Raw genomic sequence first — 18,725 nt, forward strand, 5'->3', positions numbered from 1 at the left:
CAAAATTATCTCTCTTCATTATTAAACTATATTATTTTCTGTATCATATAATATATAACCTATACTCAACAATCTGCTTTTTATCTTATCAAAGTCTTCTCCTAAATTTACGGTTTTTACATATATATTATTACCAGACATTTTGTATTTACTATCTAAATCATAATTAACTGTTGGGTATAATAACATACCACTTACTTCTCCTTCATATTCTGTATTTTTAACATAGGCAAATATTTGGTATAGATTGCTAGATATTAACGTTTTAGTTTCTGAAAAATTACTCTTGGATAAAGCATTGGCATAGTATTTTGTATCTATTATTAGTTTCTTGCCATTTCCTTCTAATTCTATATCGGTTTTCATTATTGGAAGTAGGTTGTCTCTTGGAGGTTCATCTAATTGCCAGTTGATCCAAGAAGACGATGTCTTTATATCCTTTAATTCATACTTATAAAAGTTCAATATAAACTTTTCATACAATTTTGCCATAGCTCTATCCCTGATAAAAGCAGGAAATTTGCTACTACCTTTTTCTCCCTTAACTATAAGACCAGTATTAATAAGTTCACATACATTAACTATTAGTCGATATTTTTTATTATTTCTATTATAAGCTATACGATTCCAATGAATATTATTCAAATCTATACTATCTACATTTGTAAAATTCCTCAGTAACATTTTAAATTGTTCTCTATACTTTTTATCTACTTCTGGACAAATTAGAAGAATTTCCATTGTAGATTTAATTATTTGATTCATAGTTATATTTTCTGAAAACTTATCATAATCACATACTATTTGCTTTCTTATTAATGTTTGCTTTTTAAGGGTATTATTTAAATTTATTTTGCCTCTAACAAGAGGCAACCTTTCGCTGTAACCTACATATCCCCTTGCAATTCCACTTTTTATAAGTTTAGTGACTTCTTGTATTAAAATAAAAGAAAGGAGATTATATATATTATCAAAAGCCTCCGTATCTAAAAGGACTTCATCCTCTTGTTTAAGGGTATTTTCCCAAGCATAACAAAGCATATAATAAATATTTCTTATAGGAATCATATTACCACTCCAATAGCTCTGTCTTCCACTCTATTACCTTGTCAAAATCATCAAACCAGTATTCAGATAATAGTGGTATTATCTCATATTTAATGATATTATTGTAGTCCTCTTCTGTTATAGTTTCCTTATCAATACAAAAATAACTATGTCCAATACGAAAACCTCTACCTAGGGATATATCATTTTCAATAGCTTTATTTAGCCTATTCATTTTATCTATTATTATATTGGATAAATCTCCACTTTTATTTTCTAAATATCCTTTAAAATTCAAATTATCGAAAGCAGGTTCCATATCTACAAAGCAAAATCTCCTTCTCAATGCATAGTCAATCATTGCAAGGCTTCTATCTGCTGTATTCATAGTCCCTATAATATATATATTTTCAGGAATATAAAATTTATTTTCTGAATATGTTAAGGGAATGGCATAATCACTTCCCCTTTTATCTGATTCAATTAACATCATAAGCTCTCCAAATATTTTGCTTATATTTCCCCTATTTATTTCATCTATGATAAAGTAATAGCTTCTGTGGGGATCGTTTAATGCACGCTTACAAAATTGATAAAATATTCCATATTTCAATTTAAAACCTTCTTCAACTGGTCTGTAACCCATGATAAAGTCTTCATAGGTATAGTTTTGATGGAATTGTACCATTTCTATTCTTGAATCATCCTTTTCGCCCATAATAGAATAAGCTATTCTCTTTGCAACAAAGGTTTTGCCAACTCCCGGAGGTCCTTGGAGGATAATATTCTTTTTATATTTTAATAGATTAATTATATTTTCATATTGCTCTTCTTCTATGAATACCTCTTCTAAAAAATCTTCCTTTGTATAAGTTTCATTGGTTTTAGCTCCTATAGTAGGGTTTTGTTCCCTAATAATATCCATTATTATTTCATATTCTTCTTCTGTTAATTTAAAAAGACTCCCTTGGGGATTTTGAAAAAACTCCATATTCTTAAGTTCTTCTATGGAATTTAGGTAGCTATATTCTAATGGTTCTATCAAATTTTCATCTTTTTCAATCCAGATTCTTTCTCCATCATATTCCCCAGAGATATGTCCAATCGCAACTATTGCTTTTACTGGTGTGGACTCGTAACCTATTACAATATCACCCTTTTTTACATCTTCAAAATTTTTATATATTCTTCTCTTATTTCCCCTTTCATTTCTAGATGTATAGCTAATGGATTCTCCTAATTCAATATCGTTAAAACTCCATATTTTAGGATTTGCATTAAGCCACCAATAATTAATATTGTTAACCATATTTTTTGTTTCCTTTTTCATTTCATAAGGTTTTTCTTCTTCTTTTATTTCAGCATACTTTTCTTCTTCCAATTTCCCCACTTCCCAAAACTTCATATCTAATGCCCTATAATTTTTAAATTTACACTTTTCATCACGAAACTTCTTAATTTTTCTAGAATTTTCAATATAGGTTGTAAGTTGATTGGGTCTATTGAAAATTACATCTTCACTTTCTAGTAAAACAGCTGCTTCTATCATAGCATTATTTATTATTGGAAAAACATTTGGTTTTAGGCAATGAAGTACTATAGATGCAGAGGCTGCTTGCATACCCTTTATTCCATTCTTCAATGTTTCCTCGGCTATATTAAAAATCTCTTCATCATCGTCTAGATCTTTTATCCTAATACATAAAGATATAAATTTTTGGGCATTTTGTTTATCAGATTTCCCATTAAAAGTATAAAAGCCAGTTCCAAACATACCAACTGACCAAGTATGTTTATCGCTATTTTCATATAAATGATCCTTGGCTTTTTCTACAACATTATTAAAAATTGATTTCAACCTAATTTTCTCTTCTATAGGCAAATTACTCTCTTCTATTTTTTTTAATCTAAATTCTACTCCACCTTTCCAGGTTCCTACAGCCATAAAATAAAGCATATCTAAATCAGGAATATCTATTCTATGTAAATCAGTATTTGAAAGGGATTCAACCGTTTCCCTTACTAATTCATAGGAACCATCATGTTCATCTGGTATCACATCATCCATGGTCATAATATCCTGAAGTATTTTATAGGATAAATCCCTATTCATATAATCACTCCCTTTTCTTTCTTATATATCTTCTCCTGATTTATAAATATCTTCACTATCTTTTAAAGTTCAGAAATATCTTCTAGGAAATTTTTTAGCATAAAAACCTCCTCGTAATATAATATTACAAAAGAGGTCTAGACTTGTCAATACAGTTTGTAATATTGTTGTTTTTTATTACTCCACGAAAATTTTGTATTTCTAAACTAGATGTTTTTATAGCACAAATACCAATCTACACAATAATAGTCTTCTTCTCCACTTACTCTTCTCAGCAATTCCTCACATGTTTGAGGTACAGGCACTACTACTGGATTACGTTGTACTTGTAATAATACCTGCTACAGTCATACTATACATATTGGCTATACTCATATTCTTGCCTAAATGAGTACTAACCACATTGTTTACTGTTGAATATCTGTTGATAATTATCAGCATCAACCAATACATAGATTTTAATAAGCCAAAAAATAAACTCTAATAAAAAAGGGATGGTTAATCCACCCCTTTACAAATGATTAATCTATTGGTGCTAATTTAGCTGTAAAATGACGAAGTATTTCTGGTTCCCAAACTATCTTATAACCTTTAATTGAATCCGCTCTTTCTTTTATGGAAATTAAAGCTTCTGCTATAACATCTAAATGAGATTGGGTATATACTCTTCTAGGTATGGCAAGTCTTGTAAATTCAAATTCCGACTCAATTTGTTCCCCTGTATCAGGATCATTTCCTATCATGAAAGAACCTATATCACAAGCTCTAATTCCTGCTTCCTTATATAGCTCTACTGCTAATGCTTGACCTGGAAACTCATAATAAGGTATATGTGGTAGTAGTTTTTTAGCATCTACAAATACTGCATGCCCTCCCACTGGAGATTGATAAGGTATACCTGCTTCATCTAACCTAGCTGCCAAGTACTCCATTTGTCCTATTCTATATTTTAAATAATTATAATCTATTCCTTCTTCCAATCCTATAGCCAATGCTTCTAAATCTCTACCTGCTAATCCTCCATAGGAAATAAAACCTTCCAAAGGTATTGTTCTTGCCTTGATTTCTTCAAATAGTCCTTCATCCTCCTTAACACCTATTAAGCCACCCATATTTACTATAGCATCCTTTTTAGAACTCATTGTAAATACATCGCCATAGCTAAAAGTTTCAAGGGCTATGTCTCTAATAGATTTATCTTTATAACCTTTTTCTCTTGTCTTTATAAAATATGAGTTTTCTGCAAACCTAGCAGCATCAATTAATAAAGGTATGTTGTACTCTTTTGCAATTTTTGAAGTTTCCCTAAGATTTGCCATAGATACAGGTTGTCCACCTGCACTATTATTGGTAATAGTCATTATAATTAATCCAATATTTTCTGCTCCGTACTTTTCTATTAATTTTTTCAGCCTATCTGTATCCATATTCCCTTTGAATGGATAATAAGTTTCTGTATCTAGTGCCTCTGGAACTACACAATCTATAGCTCTTGCCCCTGCTAATTCTACATGAGCTCTAGTAGTGTCAAAATGCATATTAGAAATAGCATATTTCCCAGGTCCTAAAAAAATAGGTAATACTACTTTTTCTGCTGCTCTACCTTGATGGACAGGTTGTATATATTTATATCCAAATATATCTTGAGCAGTACTTACCAATCTCTTATAATTCCTTGAGCCAGAATAAGCTTCATCCCCTACCATCATCCCTGCCCATTGAGCTGTACTCATAGCACCTGTACCACTATCACTTAATAAATCAATATAAACATCTTCTGAATCCAGAGAAAACAAATTATAATTTGCTTCCTCAATTTTTTTTAACCTTTCCTCTGCATTTAAAATTTTTATTGGTTCCACCACTTTGATTTTAAATGGCTCTGCATAATACTTAGGATTCATACACTCTCCGTTATTAAAAACTAAATTTAAATTCTAATAAATATTATATAATATTAGAATTTTTTTAAAAATTAGCTTTTAATAACGGCTTTCACCACCTTTCATTTTTATTTAATATTTATTTAATATTTATTTAAATTTTAATAAATCAAATTGGACAATAGTTTGAGAAGTAATCTTACCTATATGTTAACTATATCAAATTTTTTAATTTTTTAATATACCCTTTACCCTTTTGTTTCAATAAACTATATATTTATGTGTTTTAAGTAAATTAAAAATTTAATAATTATCTATACAAAATTATGATTTATGTTAAATAAATAATGGGTATATGTATAATATAATGCTATATATTTTAAAATAAGAACAGGAGGTATATCATGAATGATTTTTTTAAAAAAACTAAACTAAATTTTATATTAATGGCGATATTGTATATTTTATTTGGTTTAATGTTTTTAATTCAACCTGATGTCACTAACAAAATAATAGTAATAATATTGGGGTTGATAATTGCTCTATACGGTATTTTTAAGATAATTGCTCATGTCCAATCAGATATTTCTCAAAGATTTCAAAGTTTTAATTTAGGAATAGGTATTATTGCTCTATTAATTGGATTATTCTTCTTAATAAAACCAGGAACAATAGTCTCTATCTTTGGAGCTATATTAGGTCTTTTCCTGTTCTTTCATGGAGCAATTAATTTCCAACATGCTTTCAATTTAAAGGATATAGGATATAAAAAATGGTGGTTATCCGCAATATTTGGACTTATAGCTATTTGCTTTGGATTCTATGGAATACTAAATCCTAGAGCTATATCTCCTGCTTTTTCTATCATAATTGGATTGGGTTTAATAATAAGTGGAATAAGCGATATATTTATGATATATAAAATTTCATCTTTTTTTAAATAATATGAAGGATGATTGGCAAAAGCTAATCATCCTTTTATTTAATAACAATAATATACTGTATATTATAAATGTTTTTCATAAAATTCAATTATTTTATTTGATAAATCTATCAATAAATCGCGAACAAAAATCTTGTCCAAAATATTCTTCAGCATATTTTAAATCCAAGGATATTACACCATTTGCCGTCCCTTTATGCATATATGACGGTAACTCACCAACTATCCTATTTGCTTCATGATAATCACCAGTATCTATAGTAAGTATATTTGACTTTTTATTAACTTTAAATATTTTGGGATTGGATTTCCACATAGTCAGAATCTTTTGTTTAATACTTTGTTCTGCTAAAGTTTCAAAATAATAATCAAGCTTTAATTCAACTACCCAATCTGGAACCTCTTCTTTATAAAATTCTCCAATAATTTCCTTGATAATCTTGGAAGATAAATAAAAGATATCAGGTGCCTCCTTTTCATCATCAGACAATTCCTCTATCAATAAAGGAATTGTAGTATCCATCATTCGCCTTAAGTATTCTCTATAAAAAGCTGTACCTATATTATTCTGAGTAGTTCTAACCAAACTCCCTTTCATAGCATCCATTTTAGGTAGACTTGCAGTAATATGGCATATTATCATTCTCTTAGACAATTCATTTTCTACTGCCTTTACATCTTCATTTGCACTAATTGCTATTGATGAAAAATTTTCTGCTATATATGAATCATCTTTTATCAATTCAATAGCATGATTTCTAAATCTTGTATTATTCAAATCATCTATAACTATTGGGAAACCAAGCATTTCCTCCCTAAGATTGTATATTAATGATTTAGTAAACTCTTTAGCAGGTAATACTGCTTTCTGTCCCACCATCATAAGCATCAAAGTTTCTAATAGTTTAGTCTTTCCAGCATTGCTTTTTCCATATAGCAGCCCGAATACTGGATAAGGTGTTATAGGTTTATTATATATAGTTGCATAACTTCTAATAACAGACATAAATGGTGAAGCAAAAAACCAATTGGTAAATGCATAGTATTTATTTATAGCATCCTCCGTATCGCCAAGAAATGTATTAAATCCTTTAAAATAATTTACAAATAAATTTACATCATTTTTAATTTCTTCTGGCTTAGGGTTTAAATCTAATGGCATATCATCTAATATTACTTCTTTATTATTGATATCTATTTTTAGTTTTGGAGTTTTCCTTTCAATGGCATTTTTTTCTATATTTACATGTTTTATTTTTTCTTTTATTTTTTTTACTTCACTATAATTCAAGAGTATATTCCCGTTTTTAGAGGGTTTTGGTACAACATCTTTATACTTTTTCTTTAAATGATTGTATTTTATTAGTATATTCTTATTGGAATTACTAGCTACTTCATTTTCTGGACTTATTATAATTACCTTATTGGTTTTTACATTTGATATAATGGGAATATTTTCGATATCTTCACCATCAGATAATGCGATAGCTTCTCTACTTATTGAATCAGTGCTTTCTAACTTCATTTCGTTATATTCAGCAAAAAATTCCTTATATGCATTTTCACCCTTTAACACATATATATTTTCTAATTGTTTACCTGAAAAAGCAATATTCGATAAATTCGCAGAACCAGTTATAACTTTTGGTTCTAATCCATCCCCTTTTAATAAATACATTTTTTTATGAGATACTTTATCTCTCATTAAAAATAATTTCAAAGTTCCATCATCTATCCTATTTAATAAATTTTGTTCTTTTTTATTAAAAATAGACCTTAATTCTTCAATAGTTACTTGTTGATAAGCCATTATATCATCTAGACCTTTTAAGACTTTTTCGAACCCGAATATAATTTCAATTTCTTTAAACATGGGAAGTAATTTACTGATAAAATCTATAGATGAGGAGTAAGTAACAGCATGCAGTTTTGAATAACCTTTAAACAATTCTTCCCAGTTGGTAATTTCAGAATCTATATACTCCATGTTCATTACTTTTATTTCCCCTGAACTAGACAGCAAATCGTTATTTTCACTAAACATGGAAAATACGCCTATTTCCTCATTCATATTACTCCCCCCAGTTTGAAACCAAATTTCTACCTCCTATTGTTTAGATCTCAATTGTTATAGCTAATTGGTGCTCCAAAGATTAAGCCTATATGTTCCATTATTTCGTATTGGAATTCTAGCATTTGTATTTTTTCCTCTTCCTTTCATAATTTCTAATATCTTATTGTAAAATCAACAAATTCCTCCATATCATATTCTTTATTCAATAATCTAACATAATTTAAAATATCATTTGCACTTAAATTAGTCTCTATATATAAATCTTTTGCTAATTGTTCTGCTTTCCTTACGCCATTTGCATCATTAGAAATTAATTTTTTGAAGTTCTTATTGTCTAATAATGAATAAAATAATTCTCTATCAAACTCTAATAAAAACTTGCTCATTTCAATCAACATTTCCTTCCATGATGAAATAAAAATCTTCTCATTATCTATAATTAAAGCTGTAGGTTTGTATCCTGTAACATCTATATTATCCAATATTGAATATTCTTCTCCAGGAATTAAATTTTCCTGAGATACATTTATAAAATTATCTACTGGCAATGGCCAAATTTTATTAGCTATTTTAAATAAACTATTAGCTCTACTTATAATGCTATCTTTGTCCCATTTTTCAAAATTTGTCAGATCTCTAGTTAATTTAATATTCGAATTCATATAAATATCTTTTTTATCTTCAAAACTTTTATTTGACATCTCTGAATTATACTTTGTAATTGTTAGATTGCCAATAGTATCTTTATATAATTTATGAACTTCATCTCCATCTCTACCTAAGTCAATATACCATTTTGGAGTTAAAGTTTTAGGCATAATATGTTCTACAGTCAATTGGTCTAATTCTACAATTTCTTTATGTTGATATTTTTCAATATTATATAAGGTAAACAATGCTAATTTATTTCTCCTATTATATATATCCAATTCAATAAAACTTTTTTTAAATTGTTCATTTCTTGGGAAAATTGCACTTCCAGATTTACTCATTAAATAATCAGTAACTGCCTCAATATGCGATTTACCACGATTCCTTAAATCAGATACACTTTTAGCCATAGATGCAAAAACTTTATTTAAAGCATTAGTAGGAATATTACAAATAGTTCTTCTATAAAGATATGAATTTATAATATTCATCGTCTCTAATAATTCATTCTTAGTAATTATTTTCTTTTCAAAATAATCATCAAACAATTCTAATAAATATGGGTACACTACAGTAGATTTCATATTTTCTAATCTCCATAACCATTCGTCTATATCATCAATCCCTGTTTCCAAGTTTATAAACCAGTGGTAGTATTTTGTATATCTTAACAAATCTATTAATATGTCTTTACTATTGTAGTTATTTTTAAAATAGTATTTTTTAAATGTTACATATACTTTATTTCTATTTGGAACATATCCTATTTTCATTGTTAGATAATCTCGCACAAACTCAGATATTCTTGCATTTGTCAAAAGCTTCTCTATATTAATCCAATATTTTCTATATAATTCAACCTGGTCATCATATTCTAATCCCATTAAAATAAAATTTCTTATAAGATCTGCCTCAGTTAATGATAATCCAGTAGAATTCAAACTTTCAAAAATTAATTGTGGATTCTCTGCTCCAGAATTTTTATCTAAAGATATATATACAATTTGTACGTATGATAATGCCTTATAAATCTGTTGAACATTATAATCTGAATTAGATATTAAATCCATTAGCAATTTATAATTTGTATATATTTTAGAATCTTCATCAGTTTGATTAGATTCTATTAAATCTACGTATGCTTTCATATCTTCTTCTACAGGTTTCAATTTTAATTTATATTTCTCATCTACATATTTGTTTATAATATAAGTCTCATAAATTTCCTCTTTAAGATTTTTCTCTTCATTATTACTTTCATCTAAGGAATCATGTATTGCCTTCAATAAAAGTACAGTGGTAGTAATTCTCTGCTGTCCATCAATAATTATCCTTTCCATCATCAATTCTTGCTTTTCATTAGATACAAAAACAATGGTTCCTAAAAAATGTCCATTATTATAATCATCCCTTATTATTCCTTCAATATCCCTGAAAAATTGCTCCACCTGGTCTTTATTCCATTCATAATTTCTTTGATATACAGGAATATTAAATATACTTTTATTTTCCTTTAATAATGCTAATAATTTCATAGGACCTGCTTGCATTCTCATATTCCTCCTATTATTTATCTATATCATACATTCAGTAAAGGTAATGTTTTAACAAATATCTTTCAATAATTTCTCTATTTTTTTAAATCTCCTTCATTCTTATCGTTTTATACAATCCTTACCTGCCCTATTAGGCAAATTATCATAAATGCAGCTTCCTTTTATAATAATCCTACTCCACTCCCAAAGCTTTAAATATAGCATCTTCTGCAGATTTATAAAATATTAAGTTAAATGAACCCACTAGCTCAGGGGGTACTGTTCCTAAATCAGCTGCTGATGTTAAAGGTAATAATACTTTTTTGGCTCCACTGTCTTGGCAAACTTGCAATGTATTGGCTAATTCTTCTACTTTAATCAAAGTCCCTCCTATACTTATGTCTCCTAAAACAGCTAAACTAGAAAGTACAGGCTTTTTTAATGCTACTGAACATATAGCTATTATAGTGGGTAAAGTCAATTTCATTGTCATTCCTATTCCATTTAAATCCTGTACATGTACAAGATAATCTTTTGTAGTTGTGCTTATATTTCCGCTTATATTTTTACTATTAGCTTTTAAATACTTATAAGCATTGTCCATAGCTTCTTTTGCTTTTGAATTAGAGCCAATTCCAGTTCTTTCAAATTTACCATTTCCTGAAGTCATCTGTGTTTCTAATTTAAATACACCAATCATACCTGAAGATCCTCTAGATACAGTATATAAATGACCTGGTTTACCTATGCCATCTGGAATAAGAGTTCCTCCACTTTGTTCAGGAACAGGAACATATTCTTCTTCAAAAGTTTCATTATCTATATAAGAAAAATTTACATCATAAAACTCCATCCCACCAATTTTTTTAAGCTGTTCTTTTACCCTTCTTCTCATTTCCAATGCAAATCTCAATATCTTTTCAATATCTTGTTTAGTATATTCTCCATGAGGATATATTAATTTTATCATACCTGACACAGTCTTTTTAACGGCAATAGTATCCCTTTGATTTAGTTGATTACCTAATTTAAAATATTTTTCATAAGCATCAGTAAAAGATTCCTTTCTCAGCTCTCTCATTATTTCAGCAAAATAATCAGTAATAAATCCATAGTCATCCGTAAAAAAATCTGGTCTATATTTAGGAATTTCCCAGCCTGGCAAATAGCAATGTATACGATCTAAAAATGCAGTATCCATACCCATCTCTTCAGGAAAAGGTTCAAACAAATGAGAGGTTTTTAATAGAACATCTACAGATTGATTTATATTTCCTACAAAAGCAAAGGAAGCCGTAGCATTCTTTTCCTCTTTTCCTCGTGAAAAAGAACCAGAAGCCATATAATCTTTCATAATTTGAACTCCGTCTTTGTCTTTAAATTTAATTCCTGCAACTTCATCAAAGGCTACACAATCCCACATACCTACAAGTCCAACCTGTCTAGTGTTCATATTATAAAATAGATTAGCTACAGTAGTTTGCCCTCCTGAAACCAATATAGAGTTAGGGGAAATTTCCTTATATATATGAGATTTACCTGTTCCTCTAGGACCTAATTCACAAAAATTATAGTTATTTTCCACTAATGGTACTAACCTTATCAAGTGTAACCATTTTTCTCTCTCATTTAATTTGTCTGGTTCCATTCCAGTACTTCTTAATACTATATCTATCCATTCTTTAGCTGTAAATTTGGCTCTAGCTTCCTTGAATTCATCTATGTCAATATTGGGCATTTGGACAGGAGTTAGCTTGTTTATAATAAAAGGAACTCTATTTTTATCTCCTTCATCAAAAAAGTACTCCATCTGCACTATACACCAGATTCCCCCTGCCAAAAGCCTATCATATTTTGAAGGATATATATCAGATATAGGAACTCCACTAAGTCCTAAATTGGAAAATTCTGCCTCATAAGTATCTGTTCTATAATTTAACCTTACTGATACTTTATCTATAACAGTATAACTTCCAGTTTCTCTAAGCTTAGATATTATTTTTTGTGCTTCATCAGGTCTAACATAATTTCTAGATAAAATATTTTTTACATTTTGGACTCCTTGTTCAATTATTTTTTCATCTTGAGAAGAACAATACATACCTAGCAAATATTCCAGCACGTACACTGGAACATTTGCACCTTCTTTGATTCTTTTTGTTAGATCTTTTCTCACAACTTTACCAGGGAAATAAGTCAAAAGTTTATTGTTTAACTCATCTCTATCGAACAAATTAGGCATCTAACTCCCCCTTATATATCAAAACCAAAATCATCTGCAAAAGCTATATCTATAATAACTTGTTGTCTGTAAATTTCTATTCCTGTTTCTACATCAGTAATTGTAAAATAATATTTCTCATCTTGAGTATATTTTTTATTTCTAAGCCTAAAATTTAATTTAAAAATTCTATCTATAGACTCTTTTGATCTGCTTTTAGCAACATAAATCTCCTCATTGGATATAAGTTCTCCATCTTCATTTTCAAATCTAATTTTGTAGGTAGCAGGTTTTATAGTATCTGAAACTGGTTCTTGTTGAACAAAATCTAAACTTAATAGTAAATTAGTTATCTTTGATAACATACTTATGAGGGATATTTTAACCTTCTCTGTTTCTACAGCACCTGTAACAGTTTTTACTTTAACTATAGGAACTATAATCTCCTGGGGTGAACTTCCACCATGAACAAAATTTTGTCCCCCACCTTGTACCTTAAAAACATCAGAAGATATAGGTGTAATAATAGCTCTTTCATCATAATTCCCTAAAACATCAGATACCATCATGCTTTTCGTACCTAATATATCATAAGGTTTTTCTGAAATTATAAATCTTCTATTAGTTTTATCATTTTGTTCAAAAAACCTATTTATCTTATCTGATTCTTTGTTTTTACTTCTAGTATAAATAAATCCATGATCTGCTGTAACTATAAATCTAGTTGCCGAAATATTATTGGTAAGTTTTCTTATAATATCTTTTATTTCCTCCATAGCCTCATTGCAAGCATCAAAAACTTCATCTTCTGAGCTATGGGCTCTTGCATCTATTTTATTATGATAAATATATATTATTTCTTTTCCACTAAAAAAATCTCTCATCTCTTGTTTTGTCATCTTTATCAATTCATCATATTGTATACTATCACTATTAGGATTTTTAGATTGAAGTATAGCATTCCTTTCATTCATGTTTTTAGTGGGCTTTCCATCCACAAAAACTTCATAATTATCAGCAATCTCAATATGTTTATTTGGCAAAAGTGCTGCCATTCCTAAGCTAGTGTAGCTTGGCAATACCCCAATTTGAGGTTCTATATTAGCTTCAGTTTTTTCATCAAATTTAAATCTTTCTACTAATTCTTTTCCAATTTCATATCTAAATGCATCAGATATTATTACAATAATTCTTCCACTATTTCCTGCTACATAATTTCTATAAAAATCCTTTTGAAGTTTATACTTTTCTTTTAAAATATTGTAATCTAGTTTATTGCTAAATTCTTTTGAAATTACATCTAAATACTTATTAATATATATATTTTCAACTAGAACCTTCAATTCTTCAAATATACTGCTATTTTTAACTTTATCTAAATGATAATAAAATTTCCTATAATAAGTGTCAATTTTATAATATTTATTGTCATATTCCTCTACCAAATCTATTATATTGTCCTCTGGAGTAAAATCTTTATTTAATATTAAATAATAAGCATTTATTAAAACATCATATTTATCACTATATAAATCTTTAAAATGCTTAAACTTCCTACTTTTACATACATCAACTAAAGACAAATTATTGACTGTTGCATTTAAATTTTCATCAAACAATCTATCCAAAACCCAATTTATTATTATTTCGTCAATATCTTTAAATACATCTACATTTATTAAATGCTCTATTTCATAATTTTTAAAAATTTTATCTCCATCTATAACTTTATATACTTCGTTGGAAATTTTTCTAAAACTGTCTTTATATATATTGCTGTTCATCATCTGATCTATAAAAGCCATAACAGTACCAGGCTTATCCAATACATACTTATTTAATTTTGAAGGCAATTTAGTATTCATTTGATTTTCTGCATAAGTTAATAGTAAACTTATAGAAAGTTTCATAAGATTTGGTTCCTCATCTATATAAGAAAAATTAATTCTACAATATTTCCAAAAAGCTTCTTCCAATCCAAACTTAGAAAACTCCTTCATGTATTTATTATCTGATAAACCTTCAGATAATACAATCCTTACAACCTCTTCAAAATTTGCTACCTTTGATTTAACTAATGCAGATAACAAAGCTATTTCTATACTTTCCTCATTGTATTCATCTACTTCCAATTCATAAAATCTATTGGTCCTATCTTTAGCATTAAAAAATTTTATATATTTCTCTATTACAAGTTTATATGCTACATCTATACCCAAATCTGCCATTATAAGGGAAGCTCTATCTGCAAAAAACTCTTTTGAATAAATAATTGTATCAGCTAAATGATTATCCCTATTATTTGGTTTTTTAAAAGGAGCATATATAAGATAGTTACTTTCCGTATCTTGCCTCTCTAATAGCACTTTAGTTTTAAATAAGTTCCTTGGAGTTAGATAATGGATCTTGGCATTTTTAAGATTTAAATTTTTTATATCATCTATAAATTCTTGTTTTTCATCATACCAAAATATAATAACTCTATCTTTTTCATCGAATTCATTATTCAGTTTGTCTTCAATTTGTTTTAAATTTAGTTCTGCCACTTTATTCACTCCTTAAATTTTAGCAAGTATTTCATATTTATTTCCTTCATTGTCGGTTTGTACTTTGTCATAGTTTACTTTTACACCATCGTCTAGATCTATAGCTATTCTTGATAAAGCTATATGTCCTATCTTTTCATCATATTCTTTACATTCTTTAAGCTGTTTTATGATCTTTTCTAGTTCTTTTTCTAGTTTAGACTTTTCTTTTGCATTTTTAGTGTTTGCTATGTCATTCTCTAAAAACTTTATTTTATTTTCATAAACTCTTTGTACTTTGTGTAAATAATCTATTCTAACTTTTCCAGTGGTATCTTCATTGTATCTATGCATATAGATTAGTGCTTTAAAGCCATTTTGACTATTTCTTTTTGTCTTGCCTGCAGAGCTGTCATATAACCAATATATTGGTCTATTTTTATATGTCTTTACATGATCCTTGTAAAAGTCATTTATAAAGTAATTTCTTATTTTTTCTCTAGGTGTTCCATTACCTTTTAAAGAATCTGCTATAAATTCAAGATTTTCTTCTAAATTTTCTTCTCCAAAACTTACCTTGACAAATTCTATAAATCTATTTACTAAATCATCTTCAAAATATTCTTCATCTGTTATTAATGCTATATTATCTTCTACTGGTTTGAATTTTTTATATCTATTTATGTCAAATTCTCCACCAGCATATACTAATCCTTCTTCATCTAAACTATATCGTCCAAATATACATCCTACTCCATAGGATATGAAAGATTTAATTACATCTTCTTTAGTTAAAATATATTGATTTCCTTTTATATCATCGTATATATCTTCTTTGTTATCAAATATTTTTGCTATAGTAATATCTTTGTCTGATACTTCTTTAGTTAATTCATCTTCTAAACCATATATTTCTATAAATAGTTCGTTTAATCTTTCTTCATTCTTTTTAAGTTTAGCAAAGTTAGAATTTGCATATTCTTTCCAATTTTCATAGGCTTCTTCTATAGTGTTTGGAATTTCGCCTTGCTTTTCTTCATCTAGCAGTGGATGAACTTTGAAATCCCATGAGGTTTCAAAGGAGTCCCAGTCGATTTTGGATATGTTGATGTTTTCTTGGACTAAGGAGTCTATTTCTGGTTTATGGGTTTCTGAGAATATTATTGGGAGATTTTTAACATCTCTCACTTGTAAATTTAAAGTTGGATTTAAAACTTTTAAATAATAATAGACAGTATTTGTATTTAATAATCCTAATAAGTAATTTAATTCATTATCTATACATATAGTTGGTCCACCCATATCAAAAACTCCTATTGGGGGATAATATCTAAAATTACTACCTTTACTAGTTAACATCGTATATGTTATGCCTTCCCTATACCAATATTTTTCATCCAATAAATTCGATGTTTTATTGTTTTTATAAAAATTTCTAGCTTTTATATCCCAATCTATAACTAAATCCAAATTACCATAATACTTCCTATAATCTCCTCCTTTTGCATAAAATATCCATTTTTTATTTTCTCCTATATCATTTTTATTAACTTCCCATACTTTTCTTAAATATTTTTTATTGTTAGCTGTTTTATTTTGTGCTCCTGTATAATCTGATACATCATCTATGCTTATTCCTTTCTTAAAATTCTTTATAAAATTCTCACTAGCCCAATAGGCTATAGGACTTCCTGGTATTAATTCAAAATTATCTTGATTAGTTTCATAATAATATCCACAATCAGGATTTTCTATGGCTTCTAATGTTTTTTCTTCCTTCTCTATGGCATTCTTAAAATCTATTAATCTGATATAAGAACCTTTATAATCTTTTATTTTATTCTTTTTTATTATAAAAGTTGTTGATTGAACTACCTCTCCACCTATTTCTTCAAATGCTCTAGATCCTAAGTGTAGCATATTTAAAATTGTGTTATTTAATAATAGTTTTCCTCGCTGTTTTTCATAACTAGATAAGAACATCCAAGAATGTTGATTAATCATTCCATAATAGTCATTCAATTTTAATAATTCTTCTGATTTTTCCATAAAAGCAGCAAATAAATCTGATTTTGTATCTTTATATTTCTTATCTAAATACTTAGTTAAATTTGACCCCATATTGCTTCTACCTAAATACGGAGGATTGGTGACTACTACATCATATTTACTTGATAATATTTTAGCTAATTTAATAATATGAATTAAATCTTCTTGAGTATTTTCTATTCCTATTAATTCCATAGGTAATATGTCTTTGTTTTTTATATTTTTCACAAATGTTACAAGTTCATCATAATTATATTCCTTGTATATTTTTATTATAGAACCTAATTCTCTACCATCTTTAAATAATTCTACTAATTCTAATATATCTTGTTTTAAGCCTTCTCTTTGTTCTTTATTTTCTATATTTCCGCCTAAAAAATCTATTTGTTTTATGTTTATATCTTTACTATCTATAAAGTAATATAAATTATTATCTATATTATTATTAAGTATTCTTCTATTATACTGTCTTCCTTTCATCATAAGGGAAAAATAAGCTAATTGATAGGCTCTTTTATCTATGTCTAATCCATATAAATTATTCTCTATTATACTTTCTGCTGCTTCTCTTTCGGTATATCCTTCTTCTAAGTAAAATTGCATAAATAACTCAAATGCATATACAAGTATATGACCACTTCCCATAGATGGGTCAATAAATCTTATATCTTCTACTTTTAAATATTTTCTATCTTTCCTTATGTTTTCTAGTTCTATTTTCACTTCTTCTATTTGTTCTGCTTCTGGCAAGTAATATTTCCATCCATATTCTTTAGCCAATTCTTCTTCTGTTTTATTTATCCCACTGGCTATTTTTTTCTCTATCCAAAGTCTACCTAAAGAGTTTTGTACCATATATTTTACTATCCATTCTGGTGTAAATAATTGAGTTTTAGCGGGTATTGTATTTTTATTTACTTTTTTACCTTTTTTAACTGCTACATCCACTTCAGCTTTAGGTACAGTGTTATAATACTGATACAGCCATCCAATTATCTCTATCTGTCCTGTTTTTTCTATATTAAAATAGTCTTCATCTATTTCTTCTATTAATTTATAGACTACTCCATTCTCGTCGATATAAGATATGTTTAATAATAGTTCTGCGTAGTCATTTGTTTTTTCAAATAATTCTGGTAGCTGTTTTCCTAATGCATTACATTGTTTTATGAACATAAATTGAAACATCTTGTCCATAGCTTTGGTACTGCCATCTAGTTTTAGTTCATCTAGTTTTTCAAATTCTTCTGTTATGCCTATATTAGTGTCTCTATAATAGGTTATAAATTCAGGTTCCTTTACTCCTTCTTTACCAGAAGATAATACCCTCATCTTATCTGGCATATAATTGTTTACTTCCATAAATCTTATGGCAATTATTCTATTAAACCAAGTATATGCTACTTCTTCTACTAAGGTTTTATATGCTGTTTTATAATTTGATTCTTTTTCTCTTTTTCTTAGTTCTTTTACTAACTTCTTATACTTATTTACATCTTCTCCATATATTCTATAAGGTTCAATCTCCCCTATGTCAAATATAAGCATGTCTTCAGTAGACTCAGGAAGAGGGTCTTTAATACCCTCTTCTGTTATTCCTATAAGTCTAGCTTTAGTTTCTATATCCTTTATGAGTTTTTCTCTTGAGCATATAGAAAAATTTTTGAGTGCTGTTTTATCCATA

The 18,725-nt window shown here is 28.0% G+C and carries 9 protein-coding genes; 1 reads left to right on the top strand and 8 read right to left on the bottom strand.

The window, feature by feature from the left end; all coding sequences use genetic code 11:
• Window positions 1-21: 21 nt before the first annotated feature.
• From mcrC to JL105_RS06865, 3 genes are all read right to left on the bottom strand, one after another.
• Window positions 22-1,068, bottom strand: a complete 1,047-nt coding sequence (mcrC, locus tag JL105_RS06855; RefSeq protein ID WP_132026799.1) for a 5-methylcytosine-specific restriction endonuclease system specificity protein McrC — start codon at window positions 1,066-1,068, stop codon at window positions 22-24.
• Between the two features lies 1 nt (window position 1,069).
• Complete coding sequence (locus tag JL105_RS06860; protein WP_237722247.1) at window positions 1,070-3,160, bottom strand: AAA family ATPase; 2,091 nt, start codon at window positions 3,158-3,160, stop codon at window positions 1,070-1,072.
• Between the two features lie 521 nt (window positions 3,161-3,681).
• Window positions 3,682-5,064 (bottom strand): tryptophanase, encoded by a 1,383-nt coding sequence (locus JL105_RS06865; protein ID WP_132026801.1) that lies wholly within the window; start codon window positions 5,062-5,064, stop codon window positions 3,682-3,684.
• 383 nt (window positions 5,065-5,447) lie between these two features.
• Between JL105_RS06865 and JL105_RS06870 the strand changes: the two genes are divergently transcribed.
• Window positions 5,448-5,987: an HdeD family acid-resistance protein gene (locus JL105_RS06870; protein WP_132026803.1), complete on the top strand. Its 540-nt coding sequence runs from the start codon at window positions 5,448-5,450 to the stop codon at window positions 5,985-5,987.
• 93 nt (window positions 5,988-6,080) lie between these two features.
• Here JL105_RS06870 and JL105_RS06875 read toward each other — a convergent pair whose 3' ends face one another.
• The 5 genes from JL105_RS06875 to pglX form a co-directional block, all read right to left on the bottom strand.
• On the bottom strand, window positions 6,081-8,057 hold the full coding sequence (locus JL105_RS06875; RefSeq protein ID WP_132026805.1) for a phospholipase D family protein: 1,977 nt from the start codon (window positions 8,055-8,057) through the stop codon (window positions 6,081-6,083).
• Window positions 8,058-8,212: 155 nt separating this feature from the next.
• Window positions 8,213-10,267, bottom strand: a complete 2,055-nt coding sequence (locus tag JL105_RS06880) for a DUF262 domain-containing protein (RefSeq protein ID WP_132026807.1) — start codon at window positions 10,265-10,267, stop codon at window positions 8,213-8,215.
• A 172-nt stretch (window positions 10,268-10,439) separates the two neighbouring features.
• A complete protein-coding gene (brxL, locus tag JL105_RS06885; RefSeq protein ID WP_132026809.1) occupies window positions 10,440-12,488 on the bottom strand; it encodes a protease Lon-related BREX system protein BrxL in 2,049 nt (682 codons plus the stop codon).
• A gap of 11 nt (window positions 12,489-12,499) precedes the next feature.
• A complete protein-coding gene (pglZ, locus tag JL105_RS06890) occupies window positions 12,500-15,013 on the bottom strand; it encodes a BREX-1 system phosphatase PglZ type A (protein ID WP_158279989.1) in 2,514 nt (837 codons plus the stop codon).
• A gap of 12 nt (window positions 15,014-15,025) precedes the next feature.
• On the bottom strand, window positions 15,026-18,724 hold the full coding sequence (pglX, locus tag JL105_RS06895) for a BREX-1 system adenine-specific DNA-methyltransferase PglX (RefSeq protein ID WP_132026813.1): 3,699 nt from the start codon (window positions 18,722-18,724) through the stop codon (window positions 15,026-15,028).
• Between the last annotated feature and the right edge of the window lies 1 nt (window position 18,725).

Source organism: Keratinibaculum paraultunense, assembly GCF_016767175.1.
Taxonomy (GTDB): Bacteria; Bacillota; Clostridia; order Tissierellales; family Tepidimicrobiaceae; genus Keratinibaculum; species Keratinibaculum paraultunense.